At 39.4% G+C, this 22,422-nt stretch carries 24 protein-coding genes; 12 read left to right on the top strand and 12 right to left on the bottom strand.

Annotation, left to right across the window (positions count from 1 at the left end):
• The first annotated feature begins 3 nt into the window (after positions 1–3).
• The 3 genes from HWV00_RS10675 (at position 4) to HWV00_RS10665 (ending at position 3,384) form a co-directional block, all read left to right on the top strand.
• The gene (locus HWV00_RS10675; protein ID WP_211681028.1) at positions 4–2,100 is read left to right on the top strand and encodes a 3-hydroxyacyl-CoA dehydrogenase NAD-binding domain-containing protein; all 2,097 of its coding nucleotides are present in this window, start codon (positions 4–6) and stop codon (positions 2,098–2,100) included.
• Positions 2,101–2,187: 87 nt separating this feature from the next.
• On the top strand, positions 2,188–2,421 hold the full coding sequence (locus tag HWV00_RS10670) for a hypothetical protein (RefSeq protein ID WP_211681026.1): 234 nt from the start codon (positions 2,188–2,190) through the stop codon (positions 2,419–2,421).
• A 105-nt stretch (positions 2,422–2,526) separates the two neighbouring features.
• Positions 2,527–3,384: a PA4780 family RIO1-like protein kinase gene (locus HWV00_RS10665; protein ID WP_211681024.1), complete on the top strand. Its 858-nt coding sequence runs from the start codon at positions 2,527–2,529 to the stop codon at positions 3,382–3,384.
• Between the two features lie 149 nt (positions 3,385–3,533).
• On the opposite strand, the gene HWV00_RS10660 is transcribed toward HWV00_RS10665, so the two are convergent.
• Both HWV00_RS10660 and HWV00_RS10655 read right to left on the bottom strand, forming a co-directional pair.
• Positions 3,534–3,917 (bottom strand): hypothetical protein, encoded by a 384-nt coding sequence (locus HWV00_RS10660; RefSeq protein ID WP_211681022.1) that lies wholly within the window; start codon positions 3,915–3,917, stop codon positions 3,534–3,536.
• A gap of 107 nt (positions 3,918–4,024) precedes the next feature.
• Positions 4,025–4,930, bottom strand: a complete 906-nt coding sequence (locus HWV00_RS10655; RefSeq protein WP_211686508.1) for a LysR family transcriptional regulator — start codon at positions 4,928–4,930, stop codon at positions 4,025–4,027.
• 204 nt (positions 4,931–5,134) lie between these two features.
• Between HWV00_RS10655 and HWV00_RS10650 the strand changes: the two genes are divergently transcribed.
• The 3 genes from HWV00_RS10650 (at position 5,135) to HWV00_RS10640 (ending at position 7,526) form a co-directional block, all read left to right on the top strand.
• A complete protein-coding gene (locus tag HWV00_RS10650) occupies positions 5,135–5,815 on the top strand; it encodes a type 1 glutamine amidotransferase domain-containing protein (protein ID WP_211681020.1) in 681 nt (226 codons plus the stop codon).
• Between the two features lie 15 nt (positions 5,816–5,830).
• Positions 5,831–6,988 carry an iron-containing alcohol dehydrogenase gene (locus HWV00_RS10645; RefSeq protein WP_211681019.1) on the top strand — a complete coding sequence of 386 codons (1,158 nt, stop codon included), beginning with the start codon at positions 5,831–5,833 and terminating at the stop codon, positions 6,986–6,988.
• Between the two features lie 229 nt (positions 6,989–7,217).
• The gene (locus HWV00_RS10640) at positions 7,218–7,526 is read left to right on the top strand and encodes a hypothetical protein (RefSeq protein ID WP_211681017.1); all 309 of its coding nucleotides are present in this window, start codon (positions 7,218–7,220) and stop codon (positions 7,524–7,526) included.
• A gap of 38 nt (positions 7,527–7,564) precedes the next feature.
• Here the strand turns inward: HWV00_RS10640 and HWV00_RS10635 are convergent, their stop codons facing one another.
• The 3 genes from HWV00_RS10635 to HWV00_RS10625 form a co-directional block, all read right to left on the bottom strand.
• Complete coding sequence (locus tag HWV00_RS10635) at positions 7,565–7,780, bottom strand: hypothetical protein (RefSeq protein WP_211681015.1); 216 nt, start codon at positions 7,778–7,780, stop codon at positions 7,565–7,567.
• A gap of 114 nt (positions 7,781–7,894) precedes the next feature.
• Complete coding sequence (locus HWV00_RS10630; RefSeq protein WP_211681013.1) at positions 7,895–8,059, bottom strand: hypothetical protein; 165 nt, start codon at positions 8,057–8,059, stop codon at positions 7,895–7,897.
• Between the two features lie 95 nt (positions 8,060–8,154).
• Complete coding sequence (locus HWV00_RS10625; RefSeq protein ID WP_211681011.1) at positions 8,155–8,820, bottom strand: HAD family phosphatase; 666 nt, start codon at positions 8,818–8,820, stop codon at positions 8,155–8,157.
• A gap of 210 nt (positions 8,821–9,030) precedes the next feature.
• On the opposite strand from HWV00_RS10625, the gene HWV00_RS10620 reads away from it, so the two are divergent.
• A complete protein-coding gene (locus HWV00_RS10620) occupies positions 9,031–9,450 on the top strand; it encodes a cupin domain-containing protein (RefSeq protein ID WP_211681009.1) in 420 nt (139 codons plus the stop codon).
• 88 nt (positions 9,451–9,538) lie between these two features.
• Here the strand turns inward: HWV00_RS10620 and dcuC are convergent, their stop codons facing one another.
• Entirely contained in the window at positions 9,539–10,906 is a 1,368-nt protein-coding gene (dcuC, locus tag HWV00_RS10615) for an anaerobic C4-dicarboxylate transporter DcuC (protein WP_211681007.1), read from the bottom strand.
• Positions 10,907–11,157: 251 nt separating this feature from the next.
• Between dcuC and mog the strand changes: the two genes are divergently transcribed.
• Complete coding sequence (gene mog / locus HWV00_RS10610) at positions 11,158–11,691, top strand: molybdopterin adenylyltransferase (RefSeq protein ID WP_211681005.1); 534 nt, start codon at positions 11,158–11,160, stop codon at positions 11,689–11,691.
• 112 nt (positions 11,692–11,803) lie between these two features.
• On the opposite strand, the gene HWV00_RS10605 is transcribed toward mog, so the two are convergent.
• The 4 genes from HWV00_RS10605 to HWV00_RS10590 all read right to left on the bottom strand — a co-directional run bounded on the left by HWV00_RS10605 (position 11,804) and on the right by HWV00_RS10590 (position 16,089).
• Positions 11,804–12,085 (bottom strand): hypothetical protein, encoded by a 282-nt coding sequence (locus HWV00_RS10605; RefSeq protein ID WP_211681003.1) that lies wholly within the window; start codon positions 12,083–12,085, stop codon positions 11,804–11,806.
• A 45-nt stretch (positions 12,086–12,130) separates the two neighbouring features.
• On the bottom strand, positions 12,131–12,649 hold the full coding sequence (locus tag HWV00_RS10600; protein WP_255554488.1) for an aminoacyl-tRNA deacylase: 519 nt from the start codon (positions 12,647–12,649) through the stop codon (positions 12,131–12,133).
• Between the two features lie 184 nt (positions 12,650–12,833).
• Complete coding sequence (locus tag HWV00_RS10595; protein WP_211681001.1) at positions 12,834–15,275, bottom strand: YgiQ family radical SAM protein; 2,442 nt, start codon at positions 15,273–15,275, stop codon at positions 12,834–12,836.
• Between the two features lie 157 nt (positions 15,276–15,432).
• The gene (locus HWV00_RS10590) at positions 15,433–16,089 is read right to left on the bottom strand and encodes a pyrimidine 5'-nucleotidase (RefSeq protein WP_211680999.1); all 657 of its coding nucleotides are present in this window, start codon (positions 16,087–16,089) and stop codon (positions 15,433–15,435) included.
• Positions 16,090–16,359: 270 nt separating this feature from the next.
• Between HWV00_RS10590 and fabV the strand changes: the two genes are divergently transcribed.
• Positions 16,360–17,565 (top strand): enoyl-ACP reductase FabV, encoded by a 1,206-nt coding sequence (gene fabV / locus HWV00_RS10585; protein WP_211680997.1) that lies wholly within the window; start codon positions 16,360–16,362, stop codon positions 17,563–17,565.
• Between the two features lies 1 nt (position 17,566).
• Here fabV and HWV00_RS10580 read toward each other — a convergent pair whose 3' ends face one another.
• Positions 17,567–18,469: a DUF1853 family protein gene (locus HWV00_RS10580; RefSeq protein ID WP_211680996.1), complete on the bottom strand. Its 903-nt coding sequence runs from the start codon at positions 18,467–18,469 to the stop codon at positions 17,567–17,569.
• 76 nt (positions 18,470–18,545) lie between these two features.
• Here HWV00_RS10580 and HWV00_RS10575 point away from each other — a divergent pair, with 76 nt between their 5' ends.
• Positions 18,546–19,307: a Nif3-like dinuclear metal center hexameric protein gene (locus HWV00_RS10575; protein WP_211680994.1), complete on the top strand. Its 762-nt coding sequence runs from the start codon at positions 18,546–18,548 to the stop codon at positions 19,305–19,307.
• A gap of 79 nt (positions 19,308–19,386) precedes the next feature.
• Here HWV00_RS10575 and HWV00_RS10570 read toward each other — a convergent pair whose 3' ends face one another.
• A complete protein-coding gene (locus HWV00_RS10570; protein ID WP_255554487.1) occupies positions 19,387–20,361 on the bottom strand; it encodes a glycosyltransferase family 2 protein in 975 nt (324 codons plus the stop codon).
• Between the two features lie 173 nt (positions 20,362–20,534).
• Here HWV00_RS10570 and HWV00_RS21485 point away from each other — a divergent pair, with 173 nt between their 5' ends.
• On the top strand, positions 20,535–21,239 hold the full coding sequence (locus tag HWV00_RS21485; RefSeq protein ID WP_255554486.1) for an acyltransferase: 705 nt from the start codon (positions 20,535–20,537) through the stop codon (positions 21,237–21,239).
• The gene (locus HWV00_RS10560; RefSeq protein WP_211680992.1) at positions 21,236–22,405 is read left to right on the top strand and encodes a glycosyltransferase; all 1,170 of its coding nucleotides are present in this window, start codon (positions 21,236–21,238) and stop codon (positions 22,403–22,405) included. Before HWV00_RS21485 ends, HWV00_RS10560 begins: the two co-directional genes overlap by 4 nt.
• Positions 22,406–22,422: the final 17 nt, after the last annotated feature.

The raw sequence follows: 22,422 nt of genomic DNA, 5'->3' as shown, positions 1-22,422 counted from the left end.
ACTATGTCATCAATCAGTTTAAAGCAAGACGATGCAGGCATTGTACATTTAATCTTGAATAAGGAAGATGCGAGGGTTAACTTACTTGATCGTGCCTTTATTCGTGATTATATAGAAATGATTAGCACCCTAAAAGAGATGAGCTTTACTGGTGTTATTCTGCGTTCAGATAAAGCGAGTTTTTTTGCTGGGGGTGACATATCGGAATTGAGCCAAAGCGTGGAGGCAAGTACTGAGGAAAGTTTTGCGCTATTGTCTTCATTAAAGGCGGCGATGAGATGGTTAGAAACATGTGGTAAACCTGTCGTAGCCTGTATAAATGGTGCAGCACTTGGTAGTGGTTGGGAGTTTGCACTGGCCTGTCATCATCGTATTGCATTATCAAAAAAAGTAGTGCTTGGTTTACCAGAGGTGACGTTAGGTTTAATCCCCGGTGTTGGTGGTGTTGTCAGAATGACACGATTACTTGGTTTACAAGCAAGCGTGCCTTATTTACTTAAAGGAAAGCAATTTGACTGCCAAGAAGGCTTAGCGTTGGGGCTAATAGATCAAATTGCGTCATCAAATGTGGAAATGATGGCCCAAGCAACGAATTGGATATTGACGCAATCATTACCGACATACCAGTGTTTTGAATCCGCTGATTATCAACTTCCAGGCGGTAATGTCAGTGACCCTAAATTAGCGAGCTTTATCACTACTGCGTCAGCTCTATTAAAGCAAAAAACACAAGGTAACTTACCCGCGCCAGAAGCGATATTAGCTGTGATGCTGGAGTCAGCAGAAGTCGATATAGAAACCGCTTTACGGATAGAAACGCGGTATTTTATTCATGTTATTCGAGGGCAAGTCGCTAGAAACATGATTAACACGTTCTGGTATCAACATAACGAAATTAAAGCGGGTGCATCTCGCCCTGAAGGTCATGCATTAAGGAAATTCAACAAAGTCGGTGTGCTAGGTGCTGGAATGATGGGCGCGGGGATTGCTTATGCATTAGCGAGTCATGGTATTACTGTGGTGTTAAAGGACATTAGTATTGAAAAAGCCGTATTTGCAAAGTCATACACAGCTTCTATTCTCGCTAATTGCAAGTTACCTGATGAAGAAAAAGGTGCAATATTGCAACGTATTATTCCTTCAAAAAATGCAGCGGACTTGGTGGAATGTGAGATGGTGATTGAAGCGGTATTTGAAGATCGTAGCGTTAAATCACAAGCAACGACTGAAATATTATTGGCAACTGGTGATGATATTATCATGGCATCAAATACGTCAACGTTACCTATTACTGGTTTAGCGAACGCATCAACGAAACCTGAAAACTTTATTGGACTGCACTTCTTTTCTCCGGTTGATAAAATGCCGCTGGTTGAGATCATCAAAGGTGAGAGAACATCGTCTACAACATTAGCTGCGGCTTATGATTTGGTATTGCAAATAGGGAAGGTGCCTATTGTCGTTAACGATTGTCGAGGCTTCTTTACCTCACGCGTATTTTTCACTTATGTTTCTGAAGGGATGAGAATGCTAAGTGAGGGGATACCAGCCGAAGTTATAGAAAATGCAGCGCTTCAGGCGGGATTACCCGTTGGACCGTTAGCGATTATTGATGAGGTGAGTTTGTCACTGATTGATAATGTACGTAATCAAGCTCGATTAGATTTAAAAGCCGAAGGCAAGGAGCGCCTTAATAACCCCGCTGATGATGTGTTAGATAAATTACTTGCATTAAAACGTGTAGGAAAATCGGTTGGGAGAGGCTTTTATGATTATAACAGGCAAGGCAAAAAACAATTATGGTCCGGCCTCGTCGACTTATTTCCAACAAATGATAACTGGGATATTGATACAACGAAAGATCGTTTGTTGTTCGTGCAATCACTTGAAGCGCTTCGAGCCTATGAGGAAGGTGTTGTCACCAGTAGTCGAGACGCCAATATCGGTTCTATCATGGGATTAGGCTTTCCCGCATGGACAGGTGGTGTTTTACAGTTTGTAAATCATTATGGCGCGGATGTATTTAAAGATCGTGCGCAAGTACTTTGTGATCAATTTGGTTCACAATTTACACCTGTTGCAGTGTTATCGCGTTGGTAAACGGGTTTCTGTAGCTGTTCATGTTTCATTCATATTAAGAACATTAGTATTGTGGTTAAGAATAACAACGAATAAATAGGACTCCACATGAAAAATTCATTAACTAATTTTCTCGCACTCTTAATTGGCTTTATCAGTTTTATTTTTATTACAGGACTTGGTTTTGTGCTTACGACAACCTTATTGGTTATCGGATTAATTGCCAAACCGTTTTTGTTAAAGAATTTAAAGCAAAAATTAAATCGAGCTAACACTGAGAATGGAGTTGGTGCAACGAGCGGTACTGTCTATGAAGGTAAATTTGAGCGCGTAAACGATTAAAGAGCAGGACTGTTGCTCATAAATTAGACAGGACTCTTTTAAATCAAATTCACTTAATGTTATTATTGTAGCTTCATGTAACGGTTAACTAGGGGATAACAACTAGTGAAAGTGCCTCAAAGAATACAACCTCTTGTTGATGATGGACTTGTTGACGAAGTTTTACGTCAGTTGATGAGTGGTAAAGAAGCAACGGTGTATGTTGTGCGTTGTGGTCAAGAGATCCGTTGCGCCAAAGTTTATAAAGAAGTGGATAAGCGTAGCTTTAAGCAAGCTGTGCAATACCGTGAAGGGCGTAAAGTACGTAATAGTCGTCGTGCCCGAGCGATGGAAAAAGGTTCTAACTTTGGCCGTAATGAACAAGAAAAAGTATGGCAAAATGCCGAAGTTGACGCATTATATCGTTTAGACAGTGCAGGTGTTCGCGTACCTGAACCTTATGGTTGTTTTGATGGCGTGTTGCTTATGGAACTCGTTACAGATGTTGACGGCTTTGCCGCTCCACGTCTCGCTGATGTCTCATTTACTGAAGAACAAGCGCTGATTGATCACGCAAAAGTAATTCACTATACACGATTAATGCTTTGCGCTGGCCTTATTCATGGTGACTTATCAGAGTTTAATGTACTTGTTGATGAACATGGTCCTGTGATTATTGATTTGCCACAAGCGGTCGATGCATCAGCAAATAACAACGCGAAGTGGATGCTTGAACGTGATGTTGAAAATATGAGACTGTATTATGGTCAATATGCACCAGCATTACTTGAAACAAGCTACGCGAAAGAAATGTGGGCATTATATGAAGTCGGTGAATTGACTGCTGAAGTTGAATTGACTGGTGAGTTTGTTGAAAGTACTGAGTCTGCAAATGTCGAAGGCATTTTAGATGAGATTAATGCAGCCCGAGAGGAAGAACTTGAGCGCTTAGCACGTATCCAATCAGCGGAAGAAGTTGAATAGTTACTATTAGTTAGGATTGGGATAATAGTAAAGGTATAACGGAATAGTAAAAAACCCTTAGTGATATAACGCTAAGGGTTTTTTTATAATTCTGGAACTTTAATTTGATTATGCTGCATACGTATTAGCCGCCTATGGCATTTTAGGGGCTAACGCGATGTAACGATATCTTGCTCCATGTCTGTTATATTTTCTTCTGAAACTAATCGATTTGGACGTAAACCAACGCAATGTTCAGGTAGGTCTTGTTCGCGCTCTAAATATAATGCACAGGCATATAAATTTTTACGTAACTCAATATTCGTCTGTAATCTCTCTTCTTCCCAATAGTGTAATTCAAAAATAAGGAACCAAAATATTTGTTCCTTTTGTCCAGAGACTTTTTCGTCAATGACATCCAGAGATTGCCAACTCTGTAAAACATCCCATACCAAGTTACTTAATTCATCGTAACTAATTTTATGCATGAGAAAGTTATTTACGCTATCTGTTAATAACAGTGATTTCTCATTTATAAATGATACTGCTTGCATTGGTCTATCTCCACTTGTTTAAACTAATTTAAGTCTAGCCTCAAACTCTAAATTAGAGAGGTTTCGACCTTACAATTAATGCCCAAAAAGTAATAGTTCGATCTTGGTCACACAAATTTAGCTAAATGATTGAAATGTTCCCTTAAGAAACCCAATAACACCCTATGTTTTTTCGAACCCGCGCTTCCTGGAGGAAAAACACCATAAAGATCAATGTTCGACAATTCATAATCAGACAACAGTTGTTCAAGTTTGTGTGCTGCTATTTTTGGTGCTGCATCATAAAGGGGTATACGAGCAATGCCATGCCCCCCTTCTACAAATGCTGTTCTTGCTGCTGCATTATTCGTACTAATGTTCCCTTTTGGTTTTACACTATAGGCTCGTGTCCCTTTCGTGAGTGTCAACGTACTCGAGCTTAATTTATAAAGCACCCAATTATGGTCGACAAGTTCCGTTGGCGTATTAGGCCGACCGTGCTTGTTTAAGTAATCAGGTGATGCGCATAAACAGGTTTCCATCGATATTAATTTTCGAGCTTGTAAGCCAGAATCAGTCAGTGGTGCTCCTCGAATTGCTAAATCAATTCCTTCCTGCATGATGTTAACGATATCATCGGTAAGCATTATGTCCAATTCAATCTTAGGAAATTGGATCTTGAACACGTTTAATGCCGGAACTATTATCTGTAATCCAACATTGACCGGACATGTTATCTTTAATAGTCCTTCTGGTTCGTGCTTTAAATTTTCAATTTGTTGATTTGCTGCTTCTGCTTGATGCGCGATTTCTTGGCAGTGTTGATAGTACTGTTGGCCTGCTTCCGTCAGTGTAAAACTACGTGTAGTTCGATTTAGTAGCTTAAGTCCTAGCTGTGTTTCAAGCTTTTTGAGGTGGTAGCTAACAACTGCTCGTGACAAGCTCAGATGTTTTGCGGCCGCTGTGAGTGTGCCTTGTTCGACAATCTGGGCGTAAACAACCATGCTTTTCAATTGTTCAAAAGAAATATTCATCAATATAGTCCGTGATCAGTCGTGCGTTAATAGTAATGATGTCTTTTATTGTATCAAAAAATTGAACAGTGTAATCGATTTACTCTGCATTGTTAGATTTTAGGTTCAGGTATAGACTGTTTCCATTCGCTGTTAACAAATACGAGTCTAAATAACAGCAGTAATATAAATTGATGACGAAAATTTAAAACTAGAGGGATTATTATGAGTAAGCACATTTTAGTGGTATTAACATCACATTCAGAGTTAGGAAATACAGGCGAAAAAACGGGCTTTTGGGTTGAAGAACTTGCCGCACCTTATTATGTATTTCTTGATGCTGGCATGAGCGTTACTCTCGCATCACCTGCTGGTGGACAACCACCGATTGATCCTAAAAGTGCAGATGAAAGCATGCAAACAGATGCAACCCGTCGTTTTGATGCCGATCAAGTCGCTCAAAAAGCACTTGCAACGACGCTTAAACTTGCTGATGTTAAAGAATCTGATTTTGATGCGGTCTTTTATCCTGGTGGTCACGGCCCACTTTGGGACTTAACGGATAACGTGACATCAATTGATCTACTCGCTGCGTTTATTGCCAATAATAAACCTGTGTCAGCAGTCTGCCATGCTAGTGCTGCGTTACTAAACGTTAAAACTGCTGATGGAGAGTATTTAATTAAGGGTAAAGCAGTAACTGGATTTTCAAATACAGAAGAAGATGCTGTACAATTAACTGATATTGTCCCTTTTTTATTAGAAGACGAACTTGTAAAGCGCGGTGGAGATTATCAGAAAGTGGCTGATTGGACTCCGTTTGCTATTCAGGATGGTTTAATCATTACAGGTCAGAATCCCGCGTCTTCAGCTCTCGTCGCTGAAAAACTAATTGCACACGCTTAATATTAGGAAACACACATGTTGAATTTTACTTTTCAAAACCCTACACGTATTCATTTTGGTAACGACCAGATTAAAGCGATAAGCAAAGAGATCCCACTAGACGCTAAAGTACTCGTTACTTATGGTGGCGGTTCAATTAAGTCAAACGGTGTATACGATCAAGTTGTTGCTGCATTATCGGAGCACAATTGGGTAGAATTTTCAGGTATTGAACCTAACCCAACATATGACACATTAATTAAAGCTCTTGATGTGATTACAGAGCATGATGTTGATTATATTCTTGCTGTTGGTGGTGGTTCTGTTGTTGATGGAACCAAATTTATTGCCGCTGCAGCAGTGTTTGAAGGTGATGATCCTTGGGATATCTTAAGCAAATATGCACCGATTACAAAAGCGATACCAATGGGTGCAGTTTTAACATTACCTGCAACAGGTTCGGAATCAAATGGTGGGGCAGTTATCACTCGTGATGGCAGCAAGCTATCATTTGGTAGTCCATTAGTACGTCCGACATTTGCTGTGTTAGATCCTGCTGTAAGCTTGAGCCTATCAGATCGTCAAATCAGTAATGGTGTTGTTGACGCATTTGTTCATATCATGGAACAGTACATGACTTATGATATTAATGCGAAAGTTCAAGATCGTTTTTCAGAAGGCTTGTTATTAACGCTAATCGAAGAAGGACCGAAAGCATTAAAACCAGAAACGAAAGATGATCTCGATATTCGCGGCAACATCATGTGGTCTGCAACAATGGCTTTAAATGGTCTTATTGGTGCGGGTGTTCCTCACGATTGGGCGACACATATGATAGGGCATGAGCTAACAGCTGCGCATGGCGTAGATCACGCACGTAGTTTATCTATTGTATTACCAGCAGTAATGAAAGTATTGCGTGAAGATAAGCGCAGTAAATTATTACAATATGCAGAACGTGTGTGGAATATTACGGTTACAGATGAAGATGAAAAAATCAATCAAGCGATTGCTAAAACAGAAGCTTTCTTTACCGCAATGGAAGTGCCTGTAACGCTGACTGAAGCAGGTATTAAAGCATCTGATATCGATTACCTGATTGAGAAGCTAGATAAACATGGCATGAAGGCGCTGGGCGAACGTCAAAATATCACCTTGGAAGTAAGCCGTAAAATTTTAGAGACTGCATTGTAAATATGTTGTTCAATGACTTTGTTCACATAACTGAGTAGTTATAAAAACCAAATTAAACAATAGGACTGGAATGATTGATCATTTCAGTCCTTTTTTTTATTACAAAGTATTGATTAGTAAATTATTAGTCCTCACTTCATACTTTTTTAATTCAATGATGCTATAACTCAATGATATTGTTATTTAATATATATTATGGTTTGTTGTTATTGATACTTAAGGAAGAGTCATGGCTGAATTCGAGTGGATGTTGGGTACAATTATGCTGTCTGGATTTTTATTTGCAGTAATAGCTCGGTTTAATTTACATCGCTATTTACAACAAAAAAGAATATCGACAAGTGTACAGACACAACAATCTAACATGCAATTTGAGAATACATCTCCGGAAGATATTTTAGATGATGGTTTGCATCAACTTGCTAAATATTTTGTCGCAGGGATGGTTATTTTTGTTTGTGGTAGTGCCACACTGGTCGATAGTGGTGCGCTGAACGCACTTGTTGAACTGTTTATTCACAAGGCTCATGAGACTTAATAGTAGGGCTTGTCGAATGAGGCTAACCCTCGCTACTTTTATTTCATGTATCCATCTAGCCAGCAAAATAACTCGTTGTACACACGTGTTCGAATATTGTCACGTGATAACACTAAATCATGCAGGCCATCTTCGACACGAATTTCGGTCACTACATCCCCTAAGTTATCGGCATATTTATTAATCGCGTTGACACTTAATACCGTATCAGTAAGTGATGCTTCTACAGTGTACTTACTGATGTCTTTCATCATGTTTGGATGTTGATTCGGTAATATTTAGCGTCAGTATTTGCGTTTGCCATAATAACTGTTATTGAGTTATCACTGTTGTTACGTACTGAAATATAAGAACATTGATACTCATGGTTATCGATAATACGTGTCTTCTGGGAGCATTTCGTCTAATGCGCGTTGTTGTGCTTTATCTTGTTTTTTGTGTAATGCAGCGATGAGTTCAAGATCTAATTTAGCAAAAAACGTATCTTCTTCTGCTTGGCCTTTCTGGCGCATAGTTTCATTAAATACAGACATGATATTCACCTCTAAATAATCGCATATCTATAATTTTAGTTTATTTTCGATATAAGCGTTATTAGAGGCGATCTATAATTATCTGGATAATTATATTATGCGGCGTACTTTCGTTGTTTTAACTCGGCTAAAACATGCGACAAAGAGTCGCTGACTGTATGACCTAATGTTAAAATTTCAGTACTTGGTTGTACAAGATCTGGGATTTGAAATGTTTGCATTTTTGCGCTGACAGCAGAGAGTACACCGTTATTAGAATCTTCGAACGCTAAGCACTGTTGAGGATTAATGTTTAATCGGTTGGCAGCAAGCAGGTAAATTTCTGGATCGGGTTTACCATTTTTAACTTCGCAGCCAGTGGTCAAATTATCAAAAAAGTGACTTAAACCAGCAAGGTCTAGTTTGATTTTGGCGACATCTTGCTGTGTCGATGTTGCAACAGCAGTTGGAATATTATGATCTTTTAACCACGTTAATAACTCGACAACGCCTTCTTTCACCGGTATTGCTTGATGTTTTACGACTGCGTTGTAACGAATACGCCATGCTTCATGCAGCACTGGATAATCGAGGTCACTTCCGTATCCTGCGCGAATAACTTGTTCAATACCTTGGGCATTGCGACCGATAATGTCTAAATAAATATCTTCTAAAAAAGGAATCGATAATGAAGCACATGCTTCTTCGAATACACCTTTACATACGCGTTCAGTATCAAGAAGTAGTCCGTCCATATCAAAAATAGCAGCTTGGTAATTCACGTTTGTTTATCCTATATACACGATAACGAAATTAAGTCATTCATTCTAACAAATCTAAAAAACTAATTTAAGATCACATTTGTTTGTATCAGCTGCTCGCAGTTTGTAAGAGCGTGTAATAGTCATTAATCTTCAATAATATTTGGTATAAGGTATTAACCATGAAAGGTGGGGAGTAACGCCACTGTAAATAATAAGGATAGGGAATTTATGAAAGGTTTAATTAGTGGTTTATGTTTTGCATTACTTGCAGCAGGTAATGTATCTGCTAACGACTCAAAACCAGTCACCGTGGATGTATTGGCTAAGTCGACAGTAAGTTGGGATGGATCTGAGCTACCAAGTTACCCAGCAGGTAAACCTGAGATCACCATATTAAAAATTGATATTGCACCGGGTGTTAAATTACCTTTGCATGAACATCCGGTTATTAATGCAGGCTATTTAGTCAGTGGTGAACTGACGGTTATTACAGAAGACAATAAAACATTAGAAATGAAAGCGGGTGATACCCTTGTTGAAGTGGTTAATAAATGGCATTACGGTGTAAATAATGGTGATGTACCTGCCGAAATCGTTGTTTTTTATGCTGGTATTAAAGACAAGCCATTAACGATTAAACATAAATAGTCACAAAAAAGGCTAGGAACATTGTCCTAGCCTTAACGGTTAATTTATATCAGCAATTGAATATGCTTATTACATCCAAATATTGCTACTAAGCATACATAGGTACAAGAACCATAGTACCGCCGATAACAGTAATCAAACCTGCTAACACAGGTACTGAAGTACGTTTAACGACTTCAAATGGACTTATTTTACCCATGCCACTTGTTGCCACAATAACACCAGCAACGGGTGATACAGTTCGACCAAGATTTGATGCTTGTAACATCGGGATGATTAAGAACGCAGGGTTTAGACCCATTTTACCAGCAAGAGCAGGGGCTAGTTCAACAAATGCATAGAATGGGGCATTACCTGAACCTGTTGCGATTGCTGCGGCCACGGTTAGACCTGTTAGAATCAACATTAATGCAAACCCGCCTGCGCCAGCAGCTTCGGCTAGGCCAATCAAATTATCAATCGCACCAAGAGACATTAAGCCTTGTGCAAATACACCTGCAGCGACTAATAGCATTACCACGCCTTTAAATGCATCGCCCATGCCTTCGTAGCAAGATTCTAAATCTTCTAAGGTTGCGCGTCCATTTAAGCGTTTAGTTATAAAGTCGACAATCGCACTAATGAAGATAGAGAAGACAACGATAGTGTAGATATCAAGTGACAAGCCCTTAATTGTAGAGCCGTTAAATAGAAATACACCGATAATTGGTAGGAACGGTAGGACTGCATAATATCCCGGTGCCGTTACAACGATCTCTGAGATATCTGTTTTTACCATCGGCGTGTTTTCTTTTTTGTCTAAATGACGATTCCAGAAAAATGCAGCGGCAGCCATAACGAGGATTGCGCAAATTGATACAGGTAATACAGTCTCTACAGCAAATACATGCAAAGGTAATCCTGATTTTTCGGCTGCAACGACAACATCACCAGATGTTGGAGATAAGATAATAGCAGCAGGAGAAGCACAAACTGCAACAGCAGCAGGGCGAGAGATACCCATTGCGGTCATCATTGGGAATAAGGTCGCCATTAATAACACACCAAGACCTGTTGCAGAGCTTACTGCAAGCGACATCAAGCAAGCAACGATATAAGCAGCGACAAGTAGGGTATAAGGGGATTTTATAAATGACAGTGGTCTTGAGAATTGTTTAACAACGACGTTGTTGGCATCAATTTTAGTCATGTAAGCAGCAAAACCACATAACAACATAATTTGCATACCAAGACCGCCACCGCGATATTTCAGCATGTATTTAACAAACTCTAATGAGTCTGTAAGTATATTACCTGTACTTTCTATACTTGATGGTAGAATTTGTTTACCAAGCAATCCGGTGATGATTAGTAGCGTAATACCAGCGGTAAGCAATACACCCGCTGCTTTATACTCTTTGACGATGAAATAGCCGACTGCAACCGTCACAATCAAACCAATGAATAACTCTAACATTGAAACCTCTTTACTGTATCCTAATACACAATTAACATTATTTTAACGTTTAAACTAATGTTTCCATTACTGGTTGAATGTACCCACAAAGAGGTTGTTTTACGATGGTTAACACTACTATTGATGATCTAAATCAGCATTTAATAAACTCAGGATAAATAGTTTGAGGTAGATCAACCTCTTGATTTTACACTCCCGATTGCTTCCGTTAAAATTAGGCCATTAAATAAATGAGCTATATGGAATAAACAATGACTAAAGCTAAAATCGGTATTGTGACAGTAAGTGATAGAGCCAGTGCTGGCATTTATGAAGATCTTTCTGGTAAGGCTATTATCGCTGTATTAAACGAGTACCTGACTTCTGAGTGGGAACCTGTTTATGAAGTTATTCCTGATGAGCAAGATGTAATTGAAGCTACGCTGATCAAAATGGCGGATGAACAGAATTGTAGTTTGATCGTAACAACGGGCGGAACTGGTCCAGCTAAGCGTGATGTAACACCTGAAGCCACTGAAGCGGTATGTGATCGTATGATGCCGGGCTTTGGTGAGTTAATGCGTACAGAATCACTTAAATTTGTACCAACAGCGATCCTTTCTCGTCAAACTGCGGGCTTACGTGCTGACTCATTAATCGTGAACTTACCGGGTAAACCTAAATCAATTCGTGAATGTTTAGATGCCGTATTCCCTGCAATCCCTTATTGCATTGACTTAATGGATGGTCCTTTCTTAGTATGTGATGAATCTGTCATTAAGCCGTTCAGACCAAAAGCAAAATAATATATTATTTATTTTATAGGTTAGTATCAATATAGTAGCCATGTATTTTCATGTTCGCGTTGAAATACATGGCTTGTTTATCATTCGTTATACACAGTCTAATATCGAACAGTCATAGATTACGCATTACTTTGTGAATGACATCATCTACGTTAATATCAATATACTGTGCTGCATCTTGCGCATAGATATTAATATTTTTGTATAGCTCGCCAATCATGGTTATCCCGCCACACTGAATAGTGAGTACTATGTTGGCCGTGATGATATTTATCACTGCTTGTTCGTCAGAGTTTAATTCAAGCGCATTAATCTCTTGTTGCCAATCAGACTGACCTTTTATTTTAGCTAATGTACTTTCTGAACTTGTTAATAATTGACTGCTAATCCTCATGATTTAAAGTTCCTCTACTAGTGAATAGACATGCTTAGTCTGTCGTTAATGCCTTAATTTACCTTGCCTAACATGTTCATGGTGATAACCACTTCCGGCCTTATGAAAGCCACAGCTAATAATTGTTGGTTGTACTAAGCTGATCAAATCCTCTGCTTTCATTCTGATTGTTTCGCAATGATCTCCAGCGTTAAAACTGATCTCTTTTTGCTGCACTAATGCTTCTGAAATATACACAGGGATGTTAAATAAGTGACCAAATGGCGGCATTGCGCCAACCTCACAATCTGGAAATAGTCCACTGAACTGATGTTCGTAAGCTAAATTAACGTAACGAGCTCCAATTGAATAAGCAATATTATCAAAATCAATGGTGTAAGGCGCTGGCATTACAATCATAACAAGTCTTGTATCAGCAGTAATGATGACGGTTTTAGCGAAACACATACCACTGGTTTTACTTAATTCAGCTACATGTTGTGCAGTATAGCCGGGTGGATGATGATCACTTTGGTAGGTAATATAAGCTTGATCTAAATAATGGGTGATTTTTTGCATGAGCATAATCAACCTCCCGTAACGGCTAAATGTAACCAATACATTTATCAAGGGTGTTTTGGAGTTTTAATTATAGTTGCTAATTAGTTTAAAGAGGTACGTGATAAGGAATTAAAATAAATGGATAGATGCTAAAAAGGGTAAAATGAATGACCATTTTACCCTTTAATTTAGTGTGGAAAGCTAAGGTTTAGCGTTTATTACTACGTTTCGCTTGCTGGCCTTGACCACCTTTATTTGCTGACTTGTTTGCGCCGCCAGGTCGACTTCCTGCTGGTTTTTTAAATCCACCATTCTTGACGCTGCCGTTTGCATTTTGATTACCGTTTTTACTACCCGCTGCGCTTCCGCCTACAGCAGGTTTTTTACGGTTAGGTTTATTACCCGCTTTATTACCTTTTTCGTTAATACCAACACCTTCTTGTGGTGCAAGACCGGTATGTTTGGTTAACGCTTTGGTAAATTGTTTTGTACCCGGTTCTGCACGTTGCAGTTTCGCGCCCTTATTACTGCTGTTTGGTCTGTTTTTGCTGTTAGCGCCACCTTTACCCAGCTGCGGTTTCGCATTACTGCGTTGTGCTTGTTTTTCCGCTAAGCTTTCTGGTGGTACTAGGTGTTTAGGACCACGGCCAATTAAATGACGATTACCTGTTTTAACTAGGTATTCGCGAATTAGTGGCCAGTTAGCTGGATCGTGGTAACGCAGTAAAGCTTTATGTAAGCGACGTTGACGAGCGCCTTTTGGCACAACTACTTTTTCATCTGTTTCACGAACTTTATGTAGTGAATTCAGTTCTGTGTGATATACAGCTGTCGCATTAGCAAGCGGTGAAGGGTAGAAGTTTTGAACTTGATCAAGCTTGAACTTGTACTGTTTCAACCATAACGCTAATGTCAGCATGTCTTTATCATTCGTACCAGGATGCGCAGAGATAAAGTATGGGATCAAGTACTGTTTTTTACCTGCTTCAGCAGAATAGCGATCGAACATTTCTTTAAAGCGATCGTAAGTACCCATACCCGGTTTCATCATGATATCAAGTGGAGACTTTTCTGTATGCTCAGGAGCAATCTTCAAGTAACCACCAACATGATGCTCTACTAATTCTTTAACGTAGCGTGGATCTTCAATTGCTAAATCATAACGCACACCTGATGCAATTAAGATCTTCTTGATGCCCGGTACTTTACGTGCGCGACGGTATAGATCAATAGTTGGCGTATGGTCGGTATCCATATGCGTACAAATTGTAGGGAAGATACAAGACAGGCGGCGACATGTCGCTTCTGCTTTTGCACTCATACAACCGAGCTTGTACATGTTAGCCGTTGGGCCACCAAGATCGGAAATTACACCAGTAAATCCAGGTACTTTATCGCGAATTGCTTCCATCTCTTTTACGATAGAATCTTCAGAACGACTTTGAATTACACGTCCTTCATGCTCTGTAATTGAACAGAAAGAACAACCACCAAAACAACCACGCATAATATTAATCGATGTTTTGATCATATCGTATGCAGGGATCTTCTGATCGCCATAACTCGGGTGTGGAATACGTGCATATGCTAAGTCGAATACGCCATCCATTTCACCTTCTGCAAGTGGTGTTGCTGGTGGGTTCAGCCATACTTCACGTGCACCGTGTTTTTGGATTAATGCGCGTGATGATACTGGGTTTGTTTCTTGATGAAATACGCGAGATGTATGTGCGTATAACATTTTATCTTTTTTCACCGTTTCCATGTCTGGCAGGCGAATATAAGTTTCGTGCCAAGGCATTTGTTTAGGTGCTTGCATTACGATAGGTTTTGCAACATCAGCATCTGAATTATCGATCACTTGTTCTTTATCTTGTTTAGAGCAAGTCTCATCAATTTCAGTATAAGGACTGATAATTGGTTCGATTTTTCCTGGGGTATCAAGTGTACGAGAATCAATACCTTTCCAAGTTGGTAATGGCTCTTTAAGCATAACGCCTGTACCACGAACATCTTGGATGTCTTTAATTGACTCGCCATTAGCAAGGCGGTGCGCAACTTGGATAAGTGGTCGTTCGGCATTACCGTAGATAAGCATATCTGCTTTTGAATCAGGTAATACTGAACCACGTACTTTATCTGACCAGTAATCATAGTGAGCAATACGGCGCAGGCTGGCTTCAATGCCACCAATTACAACTGGCACATCTTTAAATGCTTGCTTACAACGCTGGGTATACACTAATACTGCACGGTCGGGACGTTTGCCACCAATATCACCAGGCGTATACGCATCATCATGGCGTAATTTTAGATCCGATGTATAACGGTTGATCATCGAGTCCATGTTGCCCGATGTTACACCGAAGAATAAATTTGGTCGGCCTAATTCTTTAAACGGGTCGACACTTTCCCAGTCTGGCTGAGAAATGATACCTACGCGAAAACCTTGTGCTTCTAAGGTTCTGCCAATAATAGCCATACCAAAACTTGGGTGATCAACATACGCATCGCCTGTTACAACGATAACATCGCAGCTATCCCAGCCGAGTTTGTTCATTTCTGCGCGTGTCATTGGCAAAAATGGGGCGGGTTTTGTTACCCGATTCTGAAATTTTGGGTATGAAAAAAGATCTTTGGCAGTTTGCATAAAGTACTCTTGGGTATTAATTTTTAGTGCGCAAAGTTAATTGCGAAGGCTATTTTCACGGCGGGAATATAATACAACAAAGAGAAAGCCTGCCGTTACTGAGGGCGGATTATAGCCACTTACAACGCCTTTTGCGATTAAAAGCGGCAATAAATATTTAGCTTGCTTGTAACAAGTTGAAAAACTGAGTTAAATTATTAGCTTCGTAATCGGGTTTATAGTCAATATTTGTGACAACTTGCTCTGAACCTGATAGCCAGACCGTAGTCATACCAAGGGCTTTAGCGGGTTTAAGGTTACGTAATTGGTCATCAAAGAATACCGTTTCATGGCTATTAATTGCATGGGTTTTACAAAGTTGTTCATAGCTTGAATTGTGTGGTTTTAGCTCATAATTTGCATCTTCTAATGAGAAAATATCATCAAAACTATCGATTAAGGCTAATTCAGTCAGAATTTTAGTCGCATAATGTTTCGGTGAGTTTGTATAAATTATTTTACGGCCAGACAATTGGTCAATTCTATGTCCTAAATTTGGCTGTGTTTTAAGGCTATCCATATTAATGTCGTGGCAGTAATGAATAAAATCATCGCGATTAATACGGTGGTGTTTTACTAAGCCTTTCACTGTACCGCCATATTGTTTGTAATAGTGATTCGACAATACAGTTGCTGCGGGTAGGGGTAATGATAATGCATCCGAAATGAATTTATGCATTCTCGATTCAACTTGTTTTAAAATCCCAAGTTTAGGGCAATAAAGTGTGTCATCAAGATCGAACAGGTAAGTATTCGCGTTATTAATTTTTTGCATATTATTCTTCTCTTCTTATTGCTCTGTTTCACTGATTTATCACCTACCTTGCTTAGGTATGATGATAAATCGAAGCGTTCAAGCCAACATTATTAGAGGTGCATAGTAGTGTAAAAGTATAATAATGCAAATTTATCCTTTTACTTTGATTAAGTAGCATCTTGTTTTTGTCGTTAGAACTCCAACCAGATGAAAAACGTTAAAAAGTAGGTGCTTAATTTTACAGAAACTTTTATCCTATCTACTGTGTCTCAACATTGTGAAGATAATATGATTATTAAACCAAAAACTCGCGGTTTCATCTGTACAACCACTCATCCTGTTGGTTGTGATTTAAATGTTAAAGAACAGATACTGTATAATAAAGAACAAGGCGTTATTGAAAATGCACCAAAACGTGTTCTTGTTGTTGGCTCATCAAGTGGTTACGGTCTTTCGTCTCGTATTACCGCTGCATTCGGTGGTGGCGCTGCAACAATTGGTGTATTTTTCGAAAAACCAGCAACAGAAAGAAAGCCGGGTACGGCAGGTTGGTATAATAGTGCAGCATTTGAAAAGTATGCTGCAGAAGAAGGCCTATATGCAAAGAGCATTAATGGCGATGCATTTTCTGATCAAGCAAAAAATACAGCGATTAACTTAATTAAAGAAGACCTTGGCCAAATTGATCTTGTTGTTTATTCACTGGCGTCTCCAGTGCGTAAATTACCAAGCACAGGCGAAGTAGTTCGTTCTTGTTTAAAACCTATTGGTGAAACGTATACAGCGAAAGCGGTTGATACCAATAAAAACACATTATTTGAAGCAAGTGTAGAACCTGCTACAGAACAAGAGATCCAAGATACCGTGACTGTAATGGGCGGTGAAGATTGGGAACTATGGATGTCTGCATTATCTGATGCTGGCGTATTAGCTGAAGGTTGTAAAACAGTTGCTTATAGCTACATCGGTACTGAAATTACATGGCCGATCTATTGGGATGGCGCATTAGGTAAAGCGAAGCAAGATCTTGATCGTGCTGCACATGCAATTGATGCAGACCTGAAAGTGACAGGTGGCAGTGCGAATGTAGCTGTGCTTAAGAGTGTTGTGACTCAAGCAAGTGCTGCAATTCCTGTTATGCCACTATACATTGCAATGGCATTCCGCGTAATGAAAGAACATGGTTTACATGAAGGTTGCTTAGAGCAAATTTCACGTTTATTCCGCGATTCACTGTACCCGCAAGGTGTTAGCAGCGTTAAGCTTGATGACAAAAATCGTCTGCGTATGGATGATTGGGAACTGCGTGATGATGTTCAAGCGACGTGTGTGAAGCTATGGGATGAAGTAACAGACGACAACTTATTTGAAACGACTGATTACCAATTCTATAAAGATGAGTTCTTAGCCTTGTTTGGTTTTGGCATTGAAGGCGTTGACTATGATGCAGATGTGAACCCGATTGTTGATTTCGAACCAATCACACTAGCGTAATCTATAGTCTATTTTGAACGGTTAAGTTTAATTTTTCTAGCCATTCATCAGGCACTAATATCAACCGCTCAGCTTCTTTTTGATTTTCATATCGAAGTAGCTGCAGTGGTTTTTTTTCGTCTGATTTTTGGTTGTGATACTTATCAAGTTCGACCATAGAACGTGTTGCAAGGTAATCAGGCTTAGCGAGTTGATACCAGTCGTGGTGGCTACAGTGTGCTTGAAAATGATGCTGTGTAATCCATTGCCAATTACAACTATTTGGTAATATCTCGTCTGTCAGATTAAGTGCGGGATGCGCTTGATATAAACGTCCTTTCAAAATTATTTTTTCATGGTCAATCTGTATATTATGTTCATCGAGGATTGGTTTCGCTGCAGCTTCTTTACCTAATTTTATCTGATGCTTACACATATGATTGAATTTTATATCGAAACGATCTCTTATGTTTGCACCGTACCATAATGGTGGTTCAGCCTGCTTGCAGGGGTAGCTGAGGTAAAACTTTACTGCTACTTCATAGTGTGTCACTTGCTTTGTATGATTGTCTTTGACGATGAAATCAAATTCGCCATAGGTCACGTGGTCGTCTCGTACCTGTTTATTCGCGAGTAGCACATCAAAGTTAGGGTTGTCAGTAAAGAAAAAATACCAGAGTTGCTCGAAATACAGACCCAGTCTTGTGGTCGAATGTATAAATTTGAGTAGGGGCGCTGGATCGTTATCTAAAGCAAAGAGACGAGGTAGGTAATTTGTATATTGCTGCGCTAACCATTCCGTTGAAATAAGATCTGCATGATCTAGGTTAACCATTGGCGGACTTGCAATCGTCCATGCTAGATCTCGTACGACAGGATTCTTAAAATTATAGTTATAGGTGTCTAAACTACTTTCTAACTGCATGTTATTTGCTTCAAGCTTCAACTTAACGTATACATATAATCTTAGATTAGAATTCAACAAAAAACGAGGAGCGGGCATGGCCTCACTCAATAATAAAAAACTTGAAAATATTTTAACTGAATTTATGCAACCACACCGTGTGCGTGATTTTACGGTCAACGGGCTACAGGTTCAGGGCAAAGACACTGTGACGAAAGTGATCACTGGTGTAACGGCGTCTCAAGCTCTTATTGACGCTGCTGTCGAACAACAAGCAGATGCAATTTTAGTTCATCACGGTTATTTCTGGAAAAATGAATCGCCTGCGATAACGGGTATTAAATATAACCGTATTAAAACGCTAATCAAAAATGACATTAATTTGTATGCTTATCATTTACCGTTAGATGTTCATCCTGAACTCGGTAATAACGTTGAATTAGCTAAATTATTGGGTATTACTGTTCGCCGAGGGTTAGAACCTTGGGATAAAGCAAGCGTTGCTTTGGTTGGTAAATTTGAAGAGCCAATTACAACGACTGAGCTAACATCACGTATTGAAAGTCAGCTTAACCGTGCGCCACTTGTTGTTGATGCTGGTAAGCCGATTAAATCTGTTGCTTGGTGTACTGGTGGTGGCCAAAGTTATATTGAGCTTGCTATTGAGCAAGGCATTGATGCATTTATCAGTGGTGAAGCGTCAGAGCAAACGATTCATTTAGCGCGTGAAGCGGGAATAAGCTTTTTTGCAGCGGGTCATCATGCAACAGAACGCTACGGTGTGAAAGCATTGGGTGAATGGTTAGCTGAAGAGAAAGGGCTTGATGTTACTTTCATTGATATAGATAATCCAGTTTAACGATATGACTGGCTCATAGGTGTCACAGAGTTCGTGATTTACAATATTGGCTGACGCCTATGAGGATCTATTTTCCACATCACATATTCATACCATTGTCATATTCACTCATATGCATACTGAGTTTTAAGTCTGTTAAAATATTCTTAAAACGGCGTGATGCGGGCTGTTCACATAATGCTTTGATGTCACATGCTAACGCTTGAGCTGGACGTGCTACTTGTCTGTAGTATTCTGCATAAGATTCAGATAAGTGTGCATGAGCTGAGCGGACTGCGTAGGGATCAATTGTTTTTATTTTATTTTCATAACGTTTGATTACTTGCTCGGTCGCTTTCAATTGTTTAACTTGATGACTCATGATTGTTTTTTTACGCAGGCAAGCCGCCAATGGTTTTTTAATGCAACCAACTGCGGTATGTAATGCAATCTTTAGCCATAGGTCCCAATCGGATGCTAATTTTATATTATGGTCAAACCCATCAAGTGCTAAATATAAATCCCGTCTAACGAGTACTGTCGATGTACCTATGATGTTTTGCGAGAATATTGCCGCTGCACCTTTAGGAACAATAAAGGCATCCTGATTGTGCCTTTTAGCTTGCTGCTTGAAATAATCACTATTCGTAAAGCTATCATGAGTCACTTCACACTTATCATTCATCAGTTCACAATTCGTGAAGCTAATACCGACCTGTGGATTTTCTTCCATAAATTTAATTTGTTGCTGTAGCTTATGCTCATACCAGAATTTATCAGCATCGAGAAAGGCGATGTATGTGCCACTTGAAACTCTCACTGCATGGTTACGGGCTGTTGATGTGCCCTCATTATTTAGTTTCAATGCAATCAGGTTATTGTGTTTTCGGCAGAGCTGACAGATCCACTCCCAGCTGCCATCTGTTGATCCATCGTCAACGATGATGACTTCAATGTTAGCGATATTTTGTTGCCAAATACTATCAATTGCTCGTGGTAGAGAAGAAAGACAATTTTTGCTTGGAATAATGACACTCACTGTTGGTTTCATATTCGCCCCTATTTTTGTAACCATTACAAATCCTTTGTAGTAATAATTAGCTTAGTCGATTTAACGAATAACGGTGGTGATGTTTTTGAAATTTAATTGCTTTTAATATGGATTATTTTTGGATCACTTTTAACCCATTGTTTTTATATAGTCTAGTCTTGTTACATAGATAATCGATTACAGGGAAAAGTAATTATATGGATATGCTTGGTTCATTTAAGTTATGGCTAAAACATGACAGTAGTACACTAGCCAAAACATGTCACAACTGCATTCGTAAGCTGATGCAATTTTCTTTTCCGGTCATTCCTTTCGTCCATGCTTTTATGCTTAAATTTCATTTGTTTATTACACATCTATTTGCGAGTTTCTTACGTATCGTATATTGGACGCCTTTATTTAAAAGTCGTTTGATAACAAAAACAAATAACTTATATCTCTATTCTGGAATGCCATTAGTGTTAGGGCACCTAACTATTGAGATGGGTGATAATTGCCGTGTATCTGGAATATCGACATTAAGTGGCCGAAGTATGAATGGCCAGCCTTCGCGTCTTGTCATTGGTAATAATGTTGATATTAATTGGCAAAATAATATTGCAGTTGGTGGCAGCGTTATCATTGAAGACAATGTGAGGTTAGCTGGACGTGTTTTTCTTGCGGGGTATCCAGGGCACCCTATTGATGCACAAGAGCGAGCCGCAGGTTTACCTGACCATGCATCACAAGTTGGTGACATTATCCTCAAGCGAGATGTTTGGCTGGCAACAGGAGTCAGTGTCATGGCTGGAGTCACTATCGGAGAGGGCACTATTGTCGCAGCCGGGAGTATTGTGACAACGGATCTACCTTCTGGTGTACTTGCTGGTGGTACGCCAGCTAAGGTGATCAAATCATTATGAAAAACTGGCAATGGATTGTATTCGGTGAAGATTGGGGTCGTCACCCTAGTAGCACTCAGCATTTAATGAAATGTATGATAAACGAACACCAGGTGTATTGGGTTAACTCAATTGGCTTAAGGCGTCCAAAATTGACTGATGCTAAACGTGTTATTGAAAAGTTTAAGCAGTTCAATAATGCGACAGCAAACGATTTTAATCAGCACAATGGGCACTTGGCTGAAGATTGTAAACCGTTAGAAATTCTAGCGCCACTCGCGGTACCTTGGCCCGGCAGTAATATCGCTTATATGATTAATCGCTTGTTACTGACTTATCAGGCAAGGGCACTGCTCGCTAAATATCCTGAAAACAAAAGTAATCCACGCGTTTTATGGCTATCGTTACCGACAGGTCGATGTGTGATTGACGCGCTAGAAGAGGATCTTGTTGTTTATTATGCTGGAGATGATTTTAATGCGTTACAGGGTGTGGATCACAAACAAGTCAGTATTGAAGAAACTAAGTTGGTAAAACGCGCTGATATTATTTTTGCAGCGAGTGAGAATATAGCCCGTCAGTTTCCTAAAGATAAAACACATGTTTTACCGCATGGAGTCGACTTAAAGCATTTTTCAAGTATATGCGAACGACCTGCTGATTATCCTGATTCAGACTTAGTGGTTGGTTATTACGGTAGTATCACGAGTTGGTTAGACTTTGAACTAATTACTTTTCTTGCTGAAGCTAGACCTGATGTTACCTTTTTATTCATTGGGAAGATTGATATCGATACATGCCCAATTTTTGAATATGACAATATTACCCATTTACCTGACATGGCGCATGCAGAATTGATTCAATATGCAGCTAATTGGCAAGTATCATTAATTCCGTTTGTTGATAACGAACAAATTAGAGCGTGTAATCCATTGAAATTAAGAGAATATCTTGCCATCGGCCAGCCTGTTGTTAGCACTAAATATCCAGCTGTGATGGCATTTTCTGAAAGTATTTATATTGCAGATAATCAACAACAAATGCTCGAAAAATTAAATTCAGCACTCACATTAACGAATACGGAGTTAACACAGCTAAAAGATAAATCACGAAAAATGGTGGAGAATTCAACTTGGGAAGCTCGGTGTCATAGCATTACTACGCTATTAGCAAAAAGCTGTCGATGAAAGGCAGTATTGAAATT

Origin of the sequence: Moritella sp. 24 (assembly GCF_018219155.1) — a bacterium.
In the GTDB taxonomy this organism is placed as follows: Bacteria; Pseudomonadota; Gammaproteobacteria; order Enterobacterales; family Moritellaceae; genus Moritella.
Note: the sequence above shows the minus strand (reverse complement) of the source record. Positions and strands in the feature narration are given on the sequence as shown.

Bases quoted from the DNA above. Each gene is read 5' to 3' on its own strand.
- HWV00_RS10675 (WP_211681028.1), top strand. From the start codon at position 4: ATGTCATCAATCAGTTTAAAGCAAGACGATGCAGGCATTGTACATTTA.
- HWV00_RS10670 (WP_211681026.1), top strand. From the start codon at position 2,188: ATGAAAAATTCATTAACTAATTTTCTCGCACTCTTAATTGGCTTTATC.
- HWV00_RS10660 (WP_211681022.1), bottom strand. From the start codon at position 3,917: ATGCAAGCAGTATCATTTATAAATGAGAAATCACTGTTATTAACAGAT.
- HWV00_RS10655 (WP_211686508.1), bottom strand. From the start codon at position 4,930: ATGAATATTTCTTTTGAACAATTGAAAAGCATGGTTGTTTACGCCCAG.
- HWV00_RS10650 (WP_211681020.1), top strand. From the start codon at position 5,135: ATGAGTAAGCACATTTTAGTGGTATTAACATCACATTCAGAGTTAGGA.
- HWV00_RS10645 (WP_211681019.1), top strand. From the start codon at position 5,831: ATGTTGAATTTTACTTTTCAAAACCCTACACGTATTCATTTTGGTAAC.
- HWV00_RS10640 (WP_211681017.1), top strand. From the start codon at position 7,218: ATGGCTGAATTCGAGTGGATGTTGGGTACAATTATGCTGTCTGGATTT.
- HWV00_RS10635 (WP_211681015.1), bottom strand. From the start codon at position 7,780: ATGATGAAAGACATCAGTAAGTACACTGTAGAAGCATCACTTACTGAT.
- HWV00_RS10630 (WP_211681013.1), bottom strand. From the start codon at position 8,059: ATGTCTGTATTTAATGAAACTATGCGCCAGAAAGGCCAAGCAGAAGAA.
- HWV00_RS10620 (WP_211681009.1), top strand. From the start codon at position 9,031: ATGAAAGGTTTAATTAGTGGTTTATGTTTTGCATTACTTGCAGCAGGT.
- dcuC (WP_211681007.1), bottom strand. From the start codon at position 10,906: ATGTTAGAGTTATTCATTGGTTTGATTGTGACGGTTGCAGTCGGCTAT.
- mog (WP_211681005.1), top strand. From the start codon at position 11,158: ATGACTAAAGCTAAAATCGGTATTGTGACAGTAAGTGATAGAGCCAGT.
- HWV00_RS10605 (WP_211681003.1), bottom strand. From the start codon at position 12,085: ATGAGGATTAGCAGTCAATTATTAACAAGTTCAGAAAGTACATTAGCT.
- HWV00_RS10600 (WP_255554488.1), bottom strand. From the start codon at position 12,649: ATGCTCATGCAAAAAATCACCCATTATTTAGATCAAGCTTATATTACC.
- HWV00_RS10595 (WP_211681001.1), bottom strand. From the start codon at position 15,275: ATGCAAACTGCCAAAGATCTTTTTTCATACCCAAAATTTCAGAATCGG.
- HWV00_RS10590 (WP_211680999.1), bottom strand. From the start codon at position 16,089: ATGCAAAAAATTAATAACGCGAATACTTACCTGTTCGATCTTGATGAC.
- fabV (WP_211680997.1), top strand. From the start codon at position 16,360: ATGATTATTAAACCAAAAACTCGCGGTTTCATCTGTACAACCACTCAT.
- HWV00_RS10580 (WP_211680996.1), bottom strand. From the start codon at position 18,469: ATGCAGTTAGAAAGTAGTTTAGACACCTATAACTATAATTTTAAGAAT.
- HWV00_RS10575 (WP_211680994.1), top strand. From the start codon at position 18,546: ATGGCCTCACTCAATAATAAAAAACTTGAAAATATTTTAACTGAATTT.
- HWV00_RS10570 (WP_255554487.1), bottom strand. From the start codon at position 20,361: ATGGTTACAAAAATAGGGGCGAATATGAAACCAACAGTGAGTGTCATT.
- HWV00_RS21485 (WP_255554486.1), top strand. From the start codon at position 20,535: ATGGATATGCTTGGTTCATTTAAGTTATGGCTAAAACATGACAGTAGT.
- HWV00_RS10560 (WP_211680992.1), top strand. From the start codon at position 21,236: ATGAAAAACTGGCAATGGATTGTATTCGGTGAAGATTGGGGTCGTCAC.